This is a genomic window from Hephaestia caeni, assembly GCF_003550065.1.
GTDB lineage: Bacteria > Pseudomonadota > Alphaproteobacteria > Sphingomonadales > Sphingomonadaceae > Sphingomonas > Sphingomonas caeni_A.
This window is the reverse complement of the sequence record NZ_QXDC01000003.1, coordinates 20,963-39,769: the sequence shown is the minus strand read 5'-3', so window position 1 is coordinate 39,769 and position 18,807 is coordinate 20,963. Positions and strand designations below refer to the sequence as shown.

The following is an 18,807-nucleotide window of genomic DNA, read 5'->3' as shown; positions in this document are numbered from 1 at the left end:
TATGAGCACGCAGGCAATCGGTTCGACGACCGGCACCGCGATCCCGGATTTCTACGTCCGCGAGGAAGAGCATCACGCCGACGGCGGCAGTACGATGCTCGGCTTCTGGCTGTACCTGATGAGCGACTGCTTCATCTTCGCGGTCCTGTTCGCCACCTACGCGGTGCTCGGCAACAGCTATGCCGGCGGTCCCGGTCCGCGCGAGCTGTTCGAGCTGCCGCTGATCGCGCTCAACACCGCGATGCTGCTGCTGTCGTCGATCACCTACGGCTTCGCGATGTTGACGATGGCGCAGGGGCGGCAGGCCGCGACGCAGGGCTGGCTCGCGATCACCGGGTTGTTCGGCCTCGGCTTCCTCGGGATCGAGCTTTACGAATTCACCCACCTGATCGCCGCGGGTGCGGGGCCGTGGACCAGCGGCTTCCTGTCGGCCTTCTTCACGCTGGTCGGCACCCACGGGCTGCACGTCACCTTCGGCATCATCTGGCTCGTCACGCTGATGATCCAGGTCGCGCAAAAGGGGCTGATCCCCGCCAACCGGCGCCGGCTGATGTGCCTCAGCATGTTCTGGCACTTTCTCGACGTCGTCTGGATCGGCGTCTTCACCTTCGTCTATCTGATGGGAGTGCTGTGATGAGCACCGACACCGTCCGCGCCCACGATCATCACGCGGAGGGCACGCATGACGAGCCCGCGCACGGCACGCTCAAGGGCTATCTGACCGGCTTTGGCCTGTCGGTGGTGCTGACCGCGATTCCGTTCTGGATCGTGATGTCGGGCGCGATCGCCGATCGGACGGCGGCGGCGCTCGTTGTCCTCGCCTTCGCCTTCGTCCAGATCATCGTCCACATGGTCTATTTCCTCCATATGAACACCCGCTCGGAAGGTGGGTGGACGATGCTCGCGCTGATCTTCACGATCGTCCTCGTCGTCATCGCGCTCGCGGGGTCGATCTGGGTGATGCACCATCTGAACACCAACATGATGCCGATGACGGTCGAGGCGGCGGGCGCGCTGCCGTGATCGGCGGCGGCCGCCCCGGACGGGCGCCGCCGTCTCCGCGCGACGATCGCGCCCGCGGGCCGCGATCGCTCGCCGCGCTCGCGCTCGGCTTCGCGATCCTGATCGCCGGCTTTGCCGCACTCGGCGTGTGGCAGGTCGAGCGGCTCCACTGGAAGCTCGATCTGATCGCACGCGTCGATGCCCGTATCCACGCCGCGCCGGTGCCCGCGCCGGGGCCGGCCGACTGGCGCTCCATCACTGCCAAGAGCGCCGCCTATCGCCACGTCGCGGTCGAGGGGCGCTACCGCCCCGGCGCGACCTTGGTGCTCGCCAATACCGATCTCGGCCCCGGCTTCTGGGTGCTCAGCCCGCTGGAGGCGACGCGCGGCTTCACCGTCCTCGTCAACCGCGGCTTCGTCGGGCAGGATCACACGCCCGCCATGCTCGCGCCGCCCGCCGGCACGCAGCGTGTCACCGGCCTGTTGCGCGTCACCGAACCCGGCGGCGCGTTCCTGCGCCACAACGATCCCGCGCACGATCGCTGGTATTCGCGCGATGTCGCCGCGATCGCGCGCGCGCGCGGCCTGGGGACGGTCGCGCCCTATTTCATCGATGCCGATCGCGCCGCCGATCACGCTGCCAATCCCCGGGCGATGCCCGTCGGCGGGTTGACGGTCGTCCATTTCCGCAACGCGCATCTGGTCTATGCGATCACGTGGTTCGCGCTTGCCTTGCTCAGCGCGGGCGGCGCATTCATCGTGTTTCGCGCCGAACGGCGCTTGCGGCGGGGGAGGGGATGACGACAGACATCGCGACCGAACCGCCGCCGCGCCGCGCGGGCCGCGCGAACTTCCGCCAGCTCATCATGTTGCGCTGGCTCGCGGTCTCGGGCCAGCTCGCGACCATCCTGATCGTCACGCTTGGCATGGGGGTGACGCTCCCGGTGCTGCCGATGGTCGCGATCATCGGCGGGCTGGTGGTGCTCAACCTCGTCAGCACCGCCCGGCTCGCGCGCGCCGAGAGCATCGCCAATGCCGAGGTGCTCGGGGGGCTGCTGCTCGATGTCGTCGCGCTGACGGGGCTGCTCTATCTGAGCGGGGGCGCGACCAACCCGTTCATCTCGATCTTCCTGCTCCAGGTGGTGCTTGGTGCGATCCTGCTCGACGCGCGCTCGGCGTGGGTGCTCGCCGCCGCCGCCGCGGCCGGGTTCGTGCTGCTCGTCGTCGCGCACCGCACGCTGGTGCTGCCCGAGACGCTGCGGATCGGGCTGTTCGATCTCTACATCCTCGGCGCGCTGGTCAGCTTCGTGCTGGTGGCGGTGCTGCTGGTCGTGTTCGTGACGCGGATCAACGCCAACCTGCGCGCGCGCGATGCGCGGCTCGCGGCGCTGCGCCAGCAGGCGGCGGAGGAGGACCATATCGTGCGCATGGGGCTGCTCGCCTCGGGCGCCGCGCATGAACTCGGCACCCCGCTCGCGCTCGTCTCGGTGGTGCTCAACGACTGGGCGAAGATGCCCGATTTCGCCGCCGACGCCGAACGCGCCGAGGATCTGCGCGAAATGCAGGCCGCGCTCGCGCGCTGCAAGGCGATCCTCACCGGCATTCTCACCTCGGCGGGCGAGGCGCGCGGCGAGAATCCCGAGGTGACGACGCTGGCCGCGTTCGTCGGCGAACTGGCGGACGAATGGCGCGTGCAGAACGCCGGCTGTCCGCTCCTGCTTACCGACCGGGCCACGGCGCAGGCCGATCCCCGGATCGTCGCCGATGCCGCGCTCAAGCAGGTGATCTGGAACGTGCTCGACAATGCCCGCGACGCATCGAACAAGGCGATCCTGTTGCTCGTCGAGCGCACCGGCGAGACCCTGTCGTTCGAGGTCCGCGACGAAGGACCGGGCTTCACGCCCGACATGCTCGCGCAGCTCGGCCGGCCCTATCATTCGACCAAGGGGCGCCCCGGCGGCGGGCTCGGGCTGTTCCTCGTCACCAACGTGATGCGCAAGCTCGGCGGCCGGGTGAGCGCGCGCAACCGCGAGACCGGCGGCGCGGCGGTGCGGATCGACCTGCCGGTCGCCGCGATCGCGTTTCGCCCTAAGGAGACTGACGATGCCCGATGAACGCCATCTGCTGATCGTCGAGGACGATATGGATTTCGCGCGCGCGCTGACGCGCTCGTTCCAGCGGCGCGGCTACCGCGTCGATCACGCCGTCGACGCGCCCGCGATGGAGGCGATCCTCGCGCGCGAGACGCCGGGCTATGCGGTGGTCGATCTCAAGCTCGGCGCGCGCTCGGGGCTGCCGTGCGTCGAGCGGCTGCACGCGCATTCGGAAGAAATGCGGATCGTGGTGCTGACCGGCTATGCGAGCATCGCCACCGCGGTCGAGGCGATCAAGCTCGGCGCCTCGCATTATCTGGTCAAGCCGTCGAACACCGACGACATCGAACAGGCGTTCGCCAAGAGCGCGGGCGATGCGGCCGCGCCGCTGTCGTCGCGCACCACCTCGATCAAGACGCTCGAATGGGAACGCATCCACGAGGTGCTGGTCGAAAGCGATTTCAACATCTCGGAGGCCGCCCGCCGCCTCGGCCTCCACCGCCGCACCCTCGCGCGCAAGCTCGAAAAGCAGCAGGTTCCCTGAGGGGCGCCGTCACCCCGGACTTGTTCCGGCATCCAACGTGCCCCCAAACGCTATCGCCGGTGGCTCGTTGGATGCCGGAACAAGTCCGGCATGACGAATATGGGACAGGAGGCTATTTCGCCGCCTCGGGCCGCCCGCCTGGTTTCCACTCGGGGGTGAAGTCGCCGTCCGCCAGCCACCGCATCGGTTCGATCAGCGACTGGATCGCCTTGGTCATGAAGTCGAAATCGATGCTGGCGACGGTGTCGGTCTTGTCGTGATAGGTCGGCGTCACCGCCCAACCCGAAAAAGTGTGCGCGACGATGCCCTTGAGCGCGAGCGAATAATTGTCCGAGCGCTGGAAGAAATGCTGGTCGGGATACGGATCGGGCGCCACCAGCCCGCCATGCGCCTTGATGACCTCGCCGAGGTTCGAGCGTTCGTAGCCCGTCATCATCAGCGTGTCCTTGGGCAGCTTGGGGTCCTGCGCGCCGATCATCTCGAACTCGATATTGGCGACGATCTGCTCAAGCGGCACCGGCGGATGCTCGCCGAAATATTTGGAGCCGTAAAGCCCGATTTCCTCGCTGCCGTAGCAGACGAACAGGATGCTGCGCTTCGGCTGCTTGCCCGCCGCCAGCGCGCGCGCGATCTCGATCACCGCGGTCGTGCCCGAGGCGTCGTCATTGGCGCCGTACATCACCGTGCCGTCGGGCTGGACGCCCAGATGGTCGAGATGCGCGGTGAACAGCAAGGTGCCCGCTTCGGGGTCGCTGCCGGGAAGATAGCCGATCGCGTTGGTGGTGACGGCCCTGTCTTCGATCACCGAGGGCAGGGCGAGGTCGACGGTCGCGCCGGGCTTCTTCGCCAGCGCGTCGAACGCGTCGCCCGGCAGCGTCGCGATCGCGGTGCGCTCGCCGGGGTCGTCGCCTTCGAGATAGGCGGGCAGGCGCGGCGCCCCGCCCAGTTTGGTATAAAGGTCGCGGCTCGCCTCGCTCTCGCGCAGGACCAGCAGCTTGATCTTCTTCTGCATCGCCGTGCGATACAGCGCCATCGGCTCGGCGTCGGCGGCGCCGACCAACACCACCTCGCCCTGGGGCAGCGCCTTGGCATCGGCCGATCGGGCGACCGTGACCTTGCCCGATACGCGATTGCCCGGTGCGGTGAACACCGTCGGCGCCGCCGCGATCGGCTTGCCGTTCACCGATAGCTGCGCCGGCCCGTCGGCGGTCAGCCGCACGATCGTCGCCTTCTGGAAATAGCTGTCCATCCCCGGCGCGTGGACCAGCCCGAAGCCCTCGAATTGTGCCGCGACATAGGCGGCGGCGATCGCCTCGTCGCGCGTCGCACTGCCGCGCCCTTGCAGCGCCTCGCCGGCAAGGAACCCCTCGTGCGCACGCACCCAGCGCTCCTGCACGGTCCAATTATCTTGCGCGAATGCGGCGGGCGCCAGCGCGGTGGTGGCAACGAGCGCGAACGCGGCGAACAAGGTGGAACGAACCGGCATGGAATCCCCCGATAGGAACAGGCCGCGACGTTGTGCGCGAATCGCGCGACGCGTCAAGGAACGGCAACGTCACCCACCTGTTCGTCGGCGTACAGGCGTTCATTCCCTGCCGGAAGGTTAGGCGAAAGTTAGCCCAAAACGACGAGCATCCTCGACCGGCCGCGCCGCGCGCTATGGCGGCGGTCGATCCCGTTATGACAGGATTCGGCCGTGTAGGACAGCGCCGAAGTTTGATCCGCTCGCGTGGAAGCGGTGGCGGCAAGCGCGAGCATGTCGCGCCTCAGGGCAGGTTGCGCGCCAGTTCGTCGAGCCACGGCGTCGCCACCCCGTCGGAGGGCGCCCGCCAGTCGCCGCGCGGGGACAAGGCGCCGCCCGCCGAGACCTTGGGGCCGTTGGGGAGCGCCGAGCGCTTGAACTGGCTGAAGCCGAAGAAGCGCTTGAGGAAGACCTCCAGCCAGCGGCGGATCGTCTCCAGGTCGTAGGCGCGGCGGCCGGCGTCGGGAAAGTCGATCGGCCAGCGCCCGGCCTCGGCATCGCGCCAGGCGTGCCAGGCGAGGAACGCGACCGTCGACGGCGGCAGGCCGTGGCGGACGATATGGTGCAGGAAGAAATCGTGCAGTTCGTACGGCCCGATCAGGCTCTCGGTCGATTGCACCGCGCCGTCGTCGCCTACGGGCACCAGTTCGGGGCTGATCTCGGCGGCGAGGATCGCGCGCAGCACCGCGTCGGTCTCGGCGTCATACTGATCGGTCGCGATCGCCCAGCGGATCAGGAACTGGATCAGCGTCTTGGGCACGCCGGCGTTGACGCCGTAATGGCTCATCTGGTCGCCGACGCCATAGGTGCACCAGCCGAGCGCGAGTTCGGAAAGGTCGCCGGTGCCGACCACCAACCCCTGATGGCGGTTGGCGAGCCGGAACAGGTAATCGGTCCTGAGCCCCGCCTGCACGTTCTCGAACGTGGTGTCGTACAGTTTCTCGCCGCGTGCGAAGGGGTGGTCCATGTCGGCGAGCATCTGGTTGGCGGCGGGCCGGATGTCGATTTCCTCGCCCGAGATGTCGAGCGCACGCATCAGCCGCCATGCCTGATCCTTGCTCGCCGCCCCCGTCGCGAAGCCGGGCATCGTATAGCCGAGGATGTCGGTGCGCGGGCGGCCGAGCCGATCCATGACCTTGGCGGCGACGAGCAGCGCGTGGCTCGAATCGAGCCCGCCGGAGACGCCGATGACGAGCCGCCTGGTGCCCGTCGCGACGACGCGCTGGAGCAGCCCCTCGACCTGGATGTTGAACGCCTCGTAGCAATCGGCGTCGAGCCTGGCGGGCGTGTTGGGCACGAACGGGAAGCGACGGATCGCGCGGCGCAGCCCGACGTCGGCGAAGTCCGGCCGGTGCTCGAAGCCGATCCGGCGGAAGCGCGTCTCGGGATGGCCGGCGGCGGCGGCGGCATCGTTGAACGTGCCCATCCGCGCGCGCTCCAGCCGGATGCGGCCGATATCGACATCGGCGATCAGCAGTTCGGGGTCGCGGTCGAACCGCTGCGATTCGGCGATCAACTCGCCGAGTTCGTGGATCTGCCCCTGGCCGTCCCACGCGAGGTCGGTGGTGCTCTCGCCCGGCCCGGCGGCCGAATAGACATAGGCGCTCACGCTGCGCGCCGATTGCGCGGCGGCCAGCATCGCGCGTTCGCGCGCCTTGCCGATGACGATGTTCGACGCCGACAGGTTGCAGCACACGTACGCGCCCGCCAGCGCGCCGTAGGACGACGGCGGGATCGCGGCCCAGAAGTCCTCGCAGATCTCGGCATGGAAGACGAAGTGCGGCAGATCGCGCGCCGCGAAGATCAGGTCGGTGCCGAAGGGAACCGTCTCGCCGCCGATCTCGATCGTGAGGCCCGTCAGCCCCGCGCCCGGCGCGAACCAGCGCTTCTCGTAATATTCGCGGTAATTGGGCAGGAAGCTCTTGGGCACGACGCCGAGCACGCGCCCGCGTGCGATCGCCACCGCGCAATTATAGCGCCGCCCGTTACGCTCCAGCGCCGCGCCGACGAGCAGCACCGGCTTCAGACCGCGGCTGGCCTCGACGATCGCCGCCAGCGCCGCGCGCGTCGCCTCGTGCAGCCCCGCCTGGGCATGCAGGTCGTCGATCGCGTACGAGGTGACGTTGAGTTCGGGAAAAACGAGCAGGTCGGCGGCGGCTTCGTGCCCGGCTTGCGCCAGCGCGATCGTGGCGCGTGCATTGGCGGCCGGATCGCCGACCGTGGCGAGCGGCGAGCACGCCCCGACTCGGAGCATCTCGTGGGCGTGGATCGCGTGGAAGCGGTGCGTCGTGCCGTCGGCCATGCCGTCTCGCTTACCCGGCTTTGCGACGAAGCGCCACGCCTGCCGGCACGCGGCACCGATGCTGTCGGCGGCGGATTACTGAGACCGGGGGAACCCGCGGACTTCGGCGGTGTTCTGCCGATCTGGATCCGCGACCGTGGGCGTGCGGCCGCGGGCTTTTCGCCTGTTGCCTCAACCGCTTTGCCCCTGCTTAACGAAAGATTCACGTTGCGTTGATGCGGCGAGCCTGTAGAGGCGGTGCCTGGATTTCTGGGGGATCCTGAGTTTGTGTGTGCGCCTGAATAGCCGGCTGGGGGCAGCCGTGCCGGGGCTGGTAGCCAGCATCGCTGCGATTGCCGGGCCCGCCATTTTCTCCGATGCAGCGATGGCCGGGCAGGCGACACAGGTCGGTCCGGGCTCGGTCGTGCAAAGCGCGCCGCCGGTGATCCAGACAGTGCCGCCGCAAACGCCCGGCGCGACGCCGATCGTGCCGGGGCCGCTTGGCCAGGGGCTGCCGCCCGTCGTCCAGCCGGCGCCGATCGCGGTCGAACCCGCGGTGCCGTCGTCGTCGGCGATGATCGGCCACGCGGCCGCGGTCTCCTCGCCTGAGAGTACCACGCCGCCGCCGCTTCGTGGCGAGCCGGTGCCGTTCCCGCAGGCGTTGCCGGCGCCGACCCGCGAGCCGATGGCGATCGATCCGGCCGAGGATCCGATCCTGCGCCTCGCCGAATCGTCGATCGCGCCCGATTTTTTCCGGTCCGCGATCCGCGATGCGGTGCGGCGCAACCCCGATCTCGATTCGGCCTACGCCCAGCGCGCCCAGGCCCGCGCCGCGCGCGCGGAGGCGCGCTGGGGCCAGCTTCCCGTGGCGGATATCTCGATCACCAATTTCCAGACGCTGTCGCGCGCTTTCTCGAACGACCCCGACAACGTGATCGAACGCTCGCGCCCGGCCCATCGGACCGACGCGCAGTTCAACATCCAGCAATCGCTGTGGGATTTCGGCGCCGCCGAGGATCGTATCAAGGCCGCGCACGCCCGGCTCGACGCGACGACGCAGAATATCGACGATTCGGCCTCGCAGGTCGCGATCGAGGCGATCGGCGCGTGGTACGACGTGTTCGGCTATGGCGCGCTCGTCCAGCTCGGCGAAGGTTTCACGGCCGCGCAGGCGGTGCTGCGCCGGCAGATCGACGAGCGTGTGGCGCAGGGCGCGTCGGCGCCGGGCGACGTCGCGCAGGTCGAAAGCTATATCGCCTCGGCGAACAGCCGGCTGGCCGATTACCGCCGTTCGCTCGCCAACGCGCGCGCGCGCTTCGCGCAGTTGACCGGGCGTCCGGCGCCCGATGCGCTCGGCCGCGCGCCGATCCTCGACGCGCCCGTGCTGTCGCTCGACGCTGCGCGGGCGAAGGCGGCGACCATTCCGTCGGTGCTCGTGCAGAAGCGGCTTGCCGAGGCCTCGCGCTACGACGCCAAGGCGGCGCGCGCCGATATCCTTCCGAAGATCACGGGCGGGGTCAACGCCGGCCGCTACGGCCTGATCGAGACCGCACGCGATTACGACGTCCGCGCCAATGTCGCGCTGACGATGCGGCTCGGCGGCGGCGGGCCGCAGCGCGCCGATCAGGCACATGCGCGCGCGCGCGTCGCGCAGGCGCAATATGACGGCACGCGCGAGAAGGCGGTTCGCGATGCCGCGATCGCCTGGTCCGATGTCGACGCGCTCGAACAGGAAGTCGCGGCGCTGCGCGTCAATTACATCTCGAGCCGCCAGTCGCGCGACGTGCTCGCCGAGCGCTTTCGCGTCTCACGCGGGACGCTGTTCGATCTGCTCCAGTCCGAGAACAATTATTTTCAGGTCGCGGGCCAGTACATCGTGGCCGTGACTCAGCTCGATACCGCACGCTATGTATTGTTGGCGCGCACTGGCGAACTGCTCGACACGCTCGACATCGCCGAGGTCGCTGGGGGAGTGCAATGACCGATCACAGGCTCGCCGAGGAGCGCAAACCACGCTTTGCCCGCTGGCTGACGGAGCCGATGCTGCGCAACAAGGACACCTATATCAAGGTGGCGGCGGCAGCGGCGCTCATCAACATTTTCGGCCTCGTCACCTCGCTCTTTTCGATGACGGTCTATGATCGCGTGATCCCCAATCACGCGATGTCGTCGCTGACCGCGCTGACGATCGGCTTCGTCATCGTCATCCTGTTCGATTTCGCGCTGCGCATCCTGCGCGCGTACTTCGTCGACATGGCCGGCGCGGATATCGATCACGATATCGGCGGATCGGTGTTCGAGCGGCTGATGGCGATCCGGCTCGACATGAAGCGCGGCTCGGTCGGCGCGCTCGCCGGGCTGATGCGCGAACTGGAGACGCTGCGCGACTTCTTCGCGAGCGCGACGATGTCGGCGATCGTCGATGTGCCCTTCATCTTCGTGACGCTCGCCTTCATCGGTATCATCGGCGGCAAGCTGGTGTTGGTGCCGCTGGTGATCGTGCCGATCGTGATCATCACCGCCTGGCTCACCCAGCCTGCGATGGACCGGCTGGCCGCGCGGACGATGAACGAGGGGCTCTACAAGCAGACCGTGCTCGTCGAGGCGATCGGCGCGCTCGAGACGGTCAAGACGAGCGGCGCGACCGGGCTGCTCGGCAATCGCTGGCGCCGCGCGATCACCCAGCATTCGGATAGTTCGCTGCGCCAGCGGCTGATCTCGACGATCGCGATCACGGTGTCGACCAGCGCCAATTCGATCAGCTATGCCGGGGTGATCATCGCCGGGGTGTTCCTGGTCAACAGCCGCGACCTGACGACGGGCGGCCTCGTCGCCTGCTCGATCCTGTCGGGGCGCGCGGTGGCGCCGCTGTCGTCGATCGCGCAGCTCCTGTCGCGCATGACGCAGGCGCGCACCGCCTATCGCCAGCTCAACGCGATGATGGAGCAGCCCTCCGAAGGCCCTGAGGGCGAGGCGTTGCAGCCCGCTCGCTTCGAAGGCCGGATCGACCTGCGCAATGTCGAGTTCCGCTATCCCGATACCGCGGAGAAAGCGCTCGACGGCATCAGCTTCTCGATCAAGCCCGGCGAGCGCGTGGCGTTGATCGGCCGGGTCGGCTCGGGCAAGTCGACGATCGCGCGGCTCATCCTCGGCCTCTACACCGCCCAGGAAGGGCTGGTGATGATCGACGGCACCGACATCCGCCAGTACGATCCCCGCGCGATGCGCAAGCAGATCGGGGTCGCGATGCAGGATAGCGTCCTGCTGTCGGGCTCGGTGCGGGAGAATATCGCGCTCGAACGATCGGGAATCGACGATGCCGAGATGCTGCGCGCGTCGCAGCTTTCGGGCACGCACGGTTTCATGGGCCAGCTCGCCAACGGCTACGATCTCAAGCTCGCCGATCGCGGCGACGGGCTGTCGGGCGGCCAGCGCCAGTCGATCGCGATCGCCCGCGCGCTTGCCGGCAGCCCGCCGATCCTGGTCTTCGACGAGCCCACCAGCGCGATGGACCAGATGAGCGAATCGCAACTGATCGAGCGGCTGACGGGCGAACTCAAGGACCGCACCGTGCTGCTCATCACGCATCGGCCGTCGCTGCTCAAGCTGGTCGATCGCGTCATCATCATCGACAAGGGCAAGGTCGCCGCGGACGGGCCGCGCGACAAGGTCCTCCAGCAGATCAATCGGCGGGCCGCCTGATCCCATGACCGACACCTATCTCGAAGACTTCGCGACCCGGCTCAAGCCGCGCCAGGCATCGAACATCCTGCTGTGGGCGATCATCGCCTTCTTCGTGATCTTCATCGCCTGGGCGGCGCTGACCGAACTCGATCGGACGGTGCACGCGCAGGGCCGCGTCATCCCGAGTTCGCGGCTCCAGGTCGTCTCCAACCTCGAAGGCGGCATCATCCGCGCGATCCTGGTCAAGAGCGGCGACATGGTGACGAAGGGCCAGCCGCTGGTGCGGATGGACAAGACCCTGCTCGGCGCCGATCTCGGCACCAACCAGGCGACGGTCAACGCGCTCCGCATGAAGATCGCCCGGCTCGAGGCCGAGATCGGCGGTCGCGCGCCGGTCTATCCCGCGCCGCAGAGCGCGGCCGAGGAGGAGCAGTTGCGGATCGAGAAATCGCTCCACACCGCGCGCATGGGCGAACTGACCAGCCTGACGGCGGCGGCGCGGGCGCGCGTCGAACAGGCCGAACGCGCGGTGCACGAGGCCGACGCCGCGTATCAATCGCGGGTGTCGGCGCGTGACAGCGCCAAGGCGCAGCTCGACATGATCCGCCCGCTCGTCGAGCACGGGATCGAGCCGCGGCTGACGCTCGTCCAGATGCAAAGCGCCGCCGCGGTGGCGACGACCGATGCGGCGTCCGCCGCCGCCGGTGTCTCGCGCGGCAAGGCGGCGGTAACCGAGGCGCGCTCGGCGCTGGCGCAGGTGCAGGAAGACTGGCGGTCGCAGGCCGCGGCCGATCTCGCCTCGGCGCAGGCCGAGCTTTCCTCGCGGGCGAGCGCCAACACTGCGCTTGCCGACAAGGTCGCCCGCACGACGGTGACCTCGCCGCTCGCGGGGCGGGTCAATCGCGTGCTGGTGACGACGGTGGGCGGCGTGGTGCGCGCCGGCGAGCCGCTGGTCGAAGTGGTGCCCAACGAGGACAACCTGCTGATCGAAGCGCAGGTCGCTCCGAAAGACATCGCCTTCATCCGCCCCGAGCAGGAGGCGCGGATCAACGTGTCGGCTTATGATGCCGCGGTCTATGGGTCGATGCGCGGCGAGGTCGTGTCGATCTCCCCCGACGCCACGGTCGATGAGCGGACGGGCGAGAGCTATTATGTCGTTCGCGTGCGCGGCACGGCGACGTCGCTGACCGATCACGACGGACGCACGTTGCCGATCGGCCCGGGCATGACCGCCGACGTCAACCTGCTCGGCGATAAGCGCTCGGTGCTGCAATATCTGCTCACGCCGATCACGCGCCTGAGCGAGCGGGCCTTTCGCGAATAGAGATGGCAGCGACCGTCCTCCCGATCGTCGCGGCGCTGGCCGCATTCCTCGTACCGCTGTCGCAGGCGAAGGACGGGCAAGACACGCCGCCCGCCGCCGGTGTGCCGCCGCCGTCGGCAGACGTGCCCGGGCCTGTGACGGCCGCGCCCGTCTACGGCCCGCCCGATGAGACCGCTCCGACGATCGCGGTCGGCGAGCGGCCGGCGGCGATTAGCCCGGCATTGTTCACCGCGGTCGAACGCGCGATGGCCGATTATCCCGCGATCGCATCGAGCCGCGTCAGCGTGCGCGCCTCCCGCGCCGATCTGCGCGCGGCGAAGAACCAGGGGCTGCCCAGCCTGGCGCTGCAAGGCGTCGCGCTCGGCACCGGCAAGGGCGATCTCGGCACCACCGTGGTTGCCGATCAGCCGATCTTCACCTGGGGCCGCATCAGCTCGGGGGTCGATGCCGCGAAGGCGCGGCGGCGGGCGAGCATCGCCAAGGTCGACGAGAGCGCGATGCAGGTCGCGCTCGATCTCACCGATGCCTATTTCGATCTCGCGCGCGCGCGGCGGCGTTCGGTGATTCTCGGCAAGGGTGTCGATGAACAGGATATGCTGGTGGAATCGATCCAGCGGCGTGTCGAACAGAAGGTGAGCCCGCGGTCCGACCTGGAACTCGCGCGCTCGCGTGCGGCGCAAGTACGCCAGCAACTCGCGACGACCAAGGCCGAGCGTCAATCGGCGCTGATGCGGGTCTTCCAGTTCGTCGGCGACACCAGTTTCAATCCGGGCAACGTCCCGATCTATGACGCGGCGGTCTCACACCCCGATCCGGCGGGCGCATTCGATCAGGCGCTCGCGTGCAGCCCGAAGCGCAAGCGTCTGCTTGCCGAAGCCGATGCCGCGCGCGCGCAAGCGAAGGTTGCCAAGGCCTCCGCCTTGCCGCAGCTTTCGGCGCAGATGAGCTACAACCAGATCATCGGCACCCGCGCGGGGCTCGCGGTGACGGCGCAGACGGGGGGCGGGCTTTCAGCTTTCGCGGCCGCCGATGCCGCGCGGTTGCGGGCGGATTCGGCGACGATCGACGTGACGACGGCGGACCGCGAACTGATCGAACAGCTCAACGGCGATCTGATCGAGAACGCGTCCGCGCGTGACCAGATCGAATCGAGCCTCGCGGCCTCGCAATCGGCGGCGGTGGTGACAGAATCGTTCAAGCGCCAGTTCATCACCGGTCGCCGGACCTGGCTCGACGTGATGAACGCGGTGCGCGAGGCCAATCAGGCCGAACTCGCCGAGGCCGATGCGGAAATCAGCGCGATGGCGTCGGCGGCGCGAATCCTTCTGCGCACCTGCCGCTGGGAACCGCAGGGCGATACCGGGGGCATGGGGCAATGAGCGAGCGGATCGGCGAACTCGTCAAGGAACTGGCACGGATCCATTCGATCGATCTCGCGCCCGACTGGATCGATCGGGCGACCGGCGATACCGGCGAGGATCGCGATGCGATCACGCGGCTCACCACCAGCCTCGGCTGGGATCAGCCCCAGCCGGTCCGCGGCAAGCCGCGCGCGCATGCTTTCCCGATGCTCGTCCATTCGCCGACCGCCGGCTGGTGGGTCGCCGAGCAATGGGAGACGGGGGACAGTTTCCGCGTGCGCGGGCTGGGGCAGGAGGCGGTGCTGCCGTTCAGCGGCGATCTCAGCTTCTTCCAGGTCCGCTTTCCCGATCCGCTGCGCGGCGGGCGGCGGCTGAGCGCGATCTCGATCTTCCGCGACGCGCTGCTTCAGCGCAAGGATCTGTTCGTCGCGGGGATGATCGCGACGCTGCTGTCCAACGTAATCGCGCTCGTCACCTCGCTGTTCTCGATGCAGGTCTACGATCGCGTGATTCCGCGCGCGAGCTTCTCGACGCTGATCGTGCTCGTGATCGGCGTGTTCGTCGCGCTGCTTATCGATCTCGCGCTCAGGATCACGCGCGCGCTGCTCGTCGAGCGCGAGGCGCAGAAGATCGATACCGAAACATCCGAATTCTTCTTCGCGCGCGCGCAATCGGTGCGGCTCGACGCGCGGTCGATGGGGGTTGGTACGATGGCCTCGCAGCTCCGCGGGCTCGAACAGGTGCGCGGCGTGATGTCCGCAAGCTCGCTGTTCCTGATCGCCGACCTGCCCTTCGCGGCGCTGTTCGTGCTGGTGATCTTCTGGCTCGGCGGGCCGTTGGCGATCGTGCCGATGATCAGCTTCCCGATCGCGCTCGGCCTTGCCTTCATCCTCGCGCACGGCATCCGCCGCAGCACCGATCGCGCACAGATCAGCGGCAATCGCAAGAACGGCCTGCTGGTCGAATCGCTCGATTCGGCGGAAACGGTGAAGGCCAATCGCGGCGGCTGGTACATGCTCGGCCGCTGGAACCGGCTGCTCCAGGAAGTCCATGCCCACGAATATCCGGTCAAGCGCTGGTCGGCGGTATCGAGTTCGATCTTCACCACGCTCCAGCAGATGACCTATGTCGTGCTGATCGCCTTCGGGGCTTATGAAGTCGCGGGCGGCAGGATGACCACCGGCGCGCTCGTCGCCTGCGCGATCATCACCGGGCGGGTCAACGGCCCGCTGATCGCACAGCTTCCCAATTTCATCATCCAATGGGGCTATGCGCGCTCGTCGCTGATCCAGCTCGACGGCATTCTCGATCTGCCGCAGGATCATCCCGCGGAAACCGCTAACCTTCGGCCCGAAAGCCTGCACGGCCAGATCCGGCTCGAGCGCGTGGCGTTCGTCTATCCCGGCGCGAAGGAAGGGCTCGAGATCGAGCGGCTGCGGATCGATCCGGGCGAGCGCGTCGGCGTGATCGGGGGGATCGGCTCGGGCAAGTCGACCTTGCTGCGCATCGTCGCCGGTCTCTACGCGCCGCAACAGGGCAGCGTCACGATCAACGGGCTCGACATGACGCAGGTCGCCGACGATCTGCTGCGCCAGCATATCGGGTATCTCCCGCAGGAATTCCGGCTGATCAACGGCTCGCTCAGGGACAATATCCTGCTCGGGCTGCCCGATCCGGGGGACAAGGTGCTGCTCGACGCGGCGACGACGACGGGGCTGTCGCACCTGATCGCGCGCCATCCCTGGGGGCTCGATCTTCCGATCTCGGAAGGCGGACGCGGGCTGTCGGGCGGGCAGCGCACGCTCACCGGCTTGACGCGGCTGCTGCTCAGCGATCCGGGATTGTGGCTGCTCGACGAGCCGACCTCGAACCTCGACGCCGGCACCGAAAAGACCGTGCTCGCCGCGATCCAGGCCAAGATGCGCGACGACAGTACTTTCGTGATGGTGACGCACAAGATGTCGCTGCTGAAGCTCGTCGATCGCGTCATCGTGCTCGCGGGCGGCCGCGTGACGATCGACGGCCCGACCGCCGAGGTGCTCAAGCGCCTTCAGACATCGGGCGTCGCGCAGATCAAGCGCGCTGGCGCGCCGGCGGGCATCCGGGGGGCGGCATGAACGTGATGAAATCGATCGCGGCCGACGGCAAGGGCGTGATGCGCAGCCGTCGCAACCGCCCGGCACTGGTCATCATCGCCGTCGCCTTTCTCGCGATCGTGCTGTTCGTGGTCTGGTCGTTCTGGGCCGAACTGGATCAGATTTCGCGCGCGCGTGGGCAGGTGATCCCCAGCGGCCGCGTGCAGGTGATCCAGTCGAGCGACGGCGGCGTCATCTCGAAGATCGAGGTCAACGAAGGCGATCACGTCAAACGCGGCCAACTCCTGATGACGCTCGATTCGGTCAAGGTCGGCTCGGCGGTCGAGGCGACGCGCGCGCGGGTCGCCGCGCTCAAGGGCACGATGACGCGGATCGAGACCGAGCTGTTCCACAAGCCGCTGCACTTTCCCGCCGACGTCGCGGCCTATCCCGATATCGTCCGCAACCAGACCTCGCTCTACCAGCAGCGCGTCCATGCGCTCGACTCGCAGCTCAGCACGCTGGGTGAGATGCGCACGCTCGCGCGGCAGGAACTCGACATGAACCTGCCGCTCGTCAAAAGCGGCGACGTCAGCCAGTCGGAAATCCTGCGGATGCAGCGCAATGTCGCCGATGTCGAAGGCCAGATCATCGGCGCCAGGAACAAATATCTCGAGCAGCTCCAGTCCGAATACACCAAGACGCAGCAGGATCTGACCACTGCCGAGCAGGAACTGACCCAGCGCCGCGAAGTGCTGTCGGATACGAAGCTGACCTCGCCCGTCAACGGCATCGTCAAGAACATCAGGCTGACCACCGTCGGCGGGGTGCTGGGCCCCGGCGACGAGGCGATGCAGATCGTTCCGACCGGCGAGGAACTGATCGTCGAGGCCAAGGTGGCGCCGAGCGACATCGCCTTCATTCGCACCGGCCAGACTGCCAACGTCAAATTCGACGCTTACGATTCGTCGATCTACGGCAGCGGCGAAGGAACGGTGACGTTCGTCAGCCCCGACACGATTTCGGAACGCGGCGCCGACGGTGCGGAAAACCTGTTCTATCGCGTCCACCTGACGGTCGACACCGGCAAGATGCACCCGCACCGCGCCGGCGAGAAGATCGAGATCCAGCCGGGCATGACCGTGACCGCGGAGATCAAGACCGGCGAGAACACGCTGTTCCGCTATCTCACCAAGCCGATCCTCAAGACCACGTCCGAATCGTTCGGCGAACGCTGAACGATCCGGCCGCCGATCATGGCGTGCGCGCCTCGATCGCCATCGCGCGGCGGCGAGCCGGGCTTGTTGCAACTTTGCACAGTGACGGGTGCTTCCCGAACAATCGCTCCGCGGGCCGCACTTGGCTATTGCAATCTCGCCCTAATTCCGCTTTGGTCGCGGCAATCCGAGGCGCGGCAGGGAGGCCGTGCTTCAAGAGACGCGTCAATTGAAGGGGCTCCATATGACGAAGCGTATCTCCGTTAACAACGTCACGCATGCCGATCAGGCCAAGGTCGCGGTCGACGCGAATGCCGTCGAGGCGGCGCTCGCGGCCGCTCACGTCGTGACGCCGGCCCATGCCGATGCCGAGGTTCATGCGGGCAACGCGCCGGCGGTGGACGCGGATGTCGTCGCCACGGCCGTCACCGACTCGGTGCAGGCGGATGTCGTGTCGAGCGAGCTTGCGATGGTCGCTGCCGGCGATGCTGCCCCGGCGGTGTTCGCAGCGGCCCAGGACGACGCGTCGACCGACGCGGCGCCGGCCGACAGCTCTGATGGCGGCAGCGACAACACGGCTTATTATGTTGCAGGCGGGCTGGCGCTGGCGGCGGCTGCCGGCATCGCGGTGATCGCCGGCGACAGTGGCGATGGCGGGGACGACTCGGTTCCGACGCCGACGCCGACCCCCACGCCGACGCCGACCCCCACGCCGACGCCGACCAACGCGGCGCCGGAATTCGCCGATGATTCGCAGGCGGTGTCGGGCGATGAGGACACGGCGATCACGGTCACCGCGGTAGCGACCGATGCGGACGCCGGCGACACGCTGACCTACACGTTCGAAGGTGCCGAGCATGGCACGGTGGCTGCTGGCGAAGAAGCGGGCACCTTCACCTATACGCCGGATGAAAATTACAACGGCACCGACACCTTCACCGTCACCGCGTCGGATGGCACCGACTCGGCGACCCAGACGGTCACCGTGACGGTCAATGCCGTCAACGATGCGCCGACCTTCGCGGAAGAGACGCACACCGTCTCGTTCGAGGAGAACGCCGACGTCGCGACCGCGGTGTACACCGCTGCGGCAACCGATGTGGATACCGGCGATACGATCGCCTACAGCCTCACCGGCGACGATGCGGCGGCCTTCACGATCGATGCCGATACGGGTGAGATTCACTTCGTGGCGTCGCCCGATTTCGAGGCGCAGGACAGCTACAGCGTCACCGTCGTGGCGACCGATGGCGATGGCGCGACCGATTCGCTCGCGCTGACGGTCGATGTGACCGACGTCGACGAGACGATCCATGCGAACCTCGATACCGACGATGATGGCGATCTGAACACATCTGCCGAGTTCGATGGCGGCGCCGGTGCGACGGTGTTCGCGGAAGATGCGAATGTCGGCAACAACGCCCACATCGCCAATTTCGGATCGGACGATGTCATTCTCGTCAGCAATGGCGCGCCGGACGATTATTCGTTCGGTGAAGATGCCAACGGTATCGTCATCTCGTTCGCGACCCCGGGCGGTCAGGCGAGCGAGATCCACATCGACGCTTCCGCTATTACCGACACCACGGTGGACATCCTCGACGAGGCATCTGCCGAGCAGGCTGTCGGCTTCGACTTCTTCCAATACGCATGATCTGTGGGCCTCACGGCCCACATTTCCTTTTTCGATTCACATAGGGGTCCG

13 protein-coding genes and 2 pseudogenes are annotated in these 18,807 nt (G+C 67.8%); 13 read left to right on the top strand and 2 right to left on the bottom strand.

The features are described from left to right. Position 1 precedes the first annotated feature (1 nt). From cyoC to DFR49_RS08700, 5 genes are read left to right on the top strand one after another with little or no spacing between them, the layout of a single operon-like run. Positions 2 to 634 (top strand): cytochrome o ubiquinol oxidase subunit III, encoded by a 633-nt coding sequence (gene cyoC, locus DFR49_RS08720; protein WP_119035399.1) that lies wholly within the window; start codon positions 2 to 4, stop codon positions 632 to 634. Then, complete coding sequence (gene cyoD / locus DFR49_RS08715) at positions 634 to 1,023, top strand: cytochrome o ubiquinol oxidase subunit IV (RefSeq protein ID WP_119035398.1); 390 nt, start codon at positions 634 to 636, stop codon at positions 1,021 to 1,023. The genes cyoC and cyoD overlap by 1 nt, the downstream gene beginning before the upstream one ends. After that, positions 1,020 to 1,802, top strand: coding sequence for an SURF1 family protein (locus tag DFR49_RS08710; RefSeq protein ID WP_425454929.1), 783 nt, complete (start codon positions 1,020 to 1,022; stop codon positions 1,800 to 1,802). The genes cyoD and DFR49_RS08710 overlap by 4 nt, the downstream gene beginning before the upstream one ends. Then, positions 1,799 to 3,115, top strand: a complete 1,317-nt coding sequence (locus DFR49_RS08705; protein WP_119035397.1) for an ATP-binding protein — start codon at positions 1,799 to 1,801, stop codon at positions 3,113 to 3,115. Before DFR49_RS08710 ends, DFR49_RS08705 begins: the two co-directional genes overlap by 4 nt. Next, positions 3,105 to 3,638: a response regulator transcription factor gene (locus DFR49_RS08700; protein ID WP_119035396.1), complete on the top strand. Its 534-nt coding sequence runs from the start codon at positions 3,105 to 3,107 to the stop codon at positions 3,636 to 3,638. Before DFR49_RS08705 ends, DFR49_RS08700 begins: the two co-directional genes overlap by 11 nt. Before the next feature lie 112 nt (positions 3,639 to 3,750). Here DFR49_RS08700 and DFR49_RS08695 read toward each other — a convergent pair whose 3' ends face one another. After that, the gene (locus DFR49_RS08695) at positions 3,751 to 5,124 is read right to left on the bottom strand and encodes a M28 family peptidase (protein ID WP_119035395.1); all 1,374 of its coding nucleotides are present in this window, start codon (positions 5,122 to 5,124) and stop codon (positions 3,751 to 3,753) included. Positions 5,125 to 5,404: 280 nt separating this feature from the next. Beyond that, the gene (locus tag DFR49_RS08690) at positions 5,405 to 7,462 is read right to left on the bottom strand and encodes an NAD(+) synthase (protein WP_119035394.1); all 2,058 of its coding nucleotides are present in this window, start codon (positions 7,460 to 7,462) and stop codon (positions 5,405 to 5,407) included. Positions 7,463 to 7,733: 271 nt separating this feature from the next. On the opposite strand from DFR49_RS08690, the gene DFR49_RS08685 reads away from it, so the two are divergent. The 8 genes and pseudogenes from DFR49_RS08685 (at position 7,734) to DFR49_RS08655 (ending at position 18,756) form a co-directional block, all read left to right on the top strand. After that, positions 7,734 to 9,422: a TolC family protein gene (locus tag DFR49_RS08685; RefSeq protein ID WP_147373671.1), complete on the top strand. Its 1,689-nt coding sequence runs from the start codon at positions 7,734 to 7,736 to the stop codon at positions 9,420 to 9,422. Continuing rightward, on the top strand, positions 9,419 to 11,143 hold the full coding sequence (locus DFR49_RS08680; RefSeq protein ID WP_119035392.1) for a type I secretion system permease/ATPase: 1,725 nt from the start codon (positions 9,419 to 9,421) through the stop codon (positions 11,141 to 11,143). Before DFR49_RS08685 ends, DFR49_RS08680 begins: the two co-directional genes overlap by 4 nt. Before the next feature lie 4 nt (positions 11,144 to 11,147). Beyond that, positions 11,148 to 12,449 carry an HlyD family type I secretion periplasmic adaptor subunit gene (locus DFR49_RS08675; RefSeq protein ID WP_119035391.1) on the top strand — a complete coding sequence of 434 codons (1,302 nt, stop codon included), beginning with the start codon at positions 11,148 to 11,150 and terminating at the stop codon, positions 12,447 to 12,449. Positions 12,450 to 12,451: 2 nt separating this feature from the next. Continuing rightward, positions 12,452 to 13,828 (top strand): TolC family protein, encoded by a 1,377-nt coding sequence (locus DFR49_RS08670; protein ID WP_119035390.1) that lies wholly within the window; start codon positions 12,452 to 12,454, stop codon positions 13,826 to 13,828. Next, positions 13,825 to 15,012, top strand: a pseudogene (locus DFR49_RS22535) (ABC transporter transmembrane domain-containing protein); the annotation flags it as partial. The gene DFR49_RS08670 and the pseudogene DFR49_RS22535, both read left to right, overlap by 4 nt. 237 nt (positions 15,013 to 15,249) lie before the next feature. Further along, positions 15,250 to 15,927, top strand: a pseudogene (locus tag DFR49_RS22530) (ATP-binding cassette domain-containing protein); the annotation flags it as partial. Next, entirely contained in the window at positions 15,924 to 17,123 is a 1,200-nt protein-coding gene (locus tag DFR49_RS08660) for an HlyD family type I secretion periplasmic adaptor subunit (protein ID WP_245968326.1), read from the top strand. The pseudogene DFR49_RS22530 and the gene DFR49_RS08660, both read left to right, overlap by 4 nt. Positions 17,124 to 17,346: 223 nt before the next feature. Continuing rightward, positions 17,347 to 18,756: an Ig-like domain-containing protein gene (locus tag DFR49_RS08655; RefSeq protein WP_119035388.1), complete on the top strand. Its 1,410-nt coding sequence runs from the start codon at positions 17,347 to 17,349 to the stop codon at positions 18,754 to 18,756. Positions 18,757 to 18,807 lie beyond the last annotated feature (51 nt).

Bases quoted from the DNA above. Each gene is read 5' to 3' on its own strand.
- cyoC (WP_119035399.1), top strand. From the start codon at position 2: ATGAGCACGCAGGCAATCGGTTCGACGACCGGCACCGCGATCCCGGAT.
- cyoD (WP_119035398.1), top strand. From the start codon at position 634: ATGAGCACCGACACCGTCCGCGCCCACGATCATCACGCGGAGGGCACG.
- DFR49_RS08705 (WP_119035397.1), top strand. From the start codon at position 1,799: ATGACGACAGACATCGCGACCGAACCGCCGCCGCGCCGCGCGGGCCGC.
- DFR49_RS08700 (WP_119035396.1), top strand. From the start codon at position 3,105: ATGCCCGATGAACGCCATCTGCTGATCGTCGAGGACGATATGGATTTC.
- DFR49_RS08695 (WP_119035395.1), bottom strand. From the start codon at position 5,124: ATGCCGGTTCGTTCCACCTTGTTCGCCGCGTTCGCGCTCGTTGCCACC.
- DFR49_RS08690 (WP_119035394.1), bottom strand. From the start codon at position 7,462: ATGGCCGACGGCACGACGCACCGCTTCCACGCGATCCACGCCCACGAG.
- DFR49_RS08680 (WP_119035392.1), top strand. From the start codon at position 9,419: ATGACCGATCACAGGCTCGCCGAGGAGCGCAAACCACGCTTTGCCCGC.
- DFR49_RS08675 (WP_119035391.1), top strand. From the start codon at position 11,148: ATGACCGACACCTATCTCGAAGACTTCGCGACCCGGCTCAAGCCGCGC.
- DFR49_RS08670 (WP_119035390.1), top strand. From the start codon at position 12,452: ATGGCAGCGACCGTCCTCCCGATCGTCGCGGCGCTGGCCGCATTCCTC.
- DFR49_RS08660 (WP_245968326.1), top strand. From the start codon at position 15,924: ATGAACGTGATGAAATCGATCGCGGCCGACGGCAAGGGCGTGATGCGC.
- DFR49_RS08655 (WP_119035388.1), top strand. From the start codon at position 17,347: ATGACGAAGCGTATCTCCGTTAACAACGTCACGCATGCCGATCAGGCC.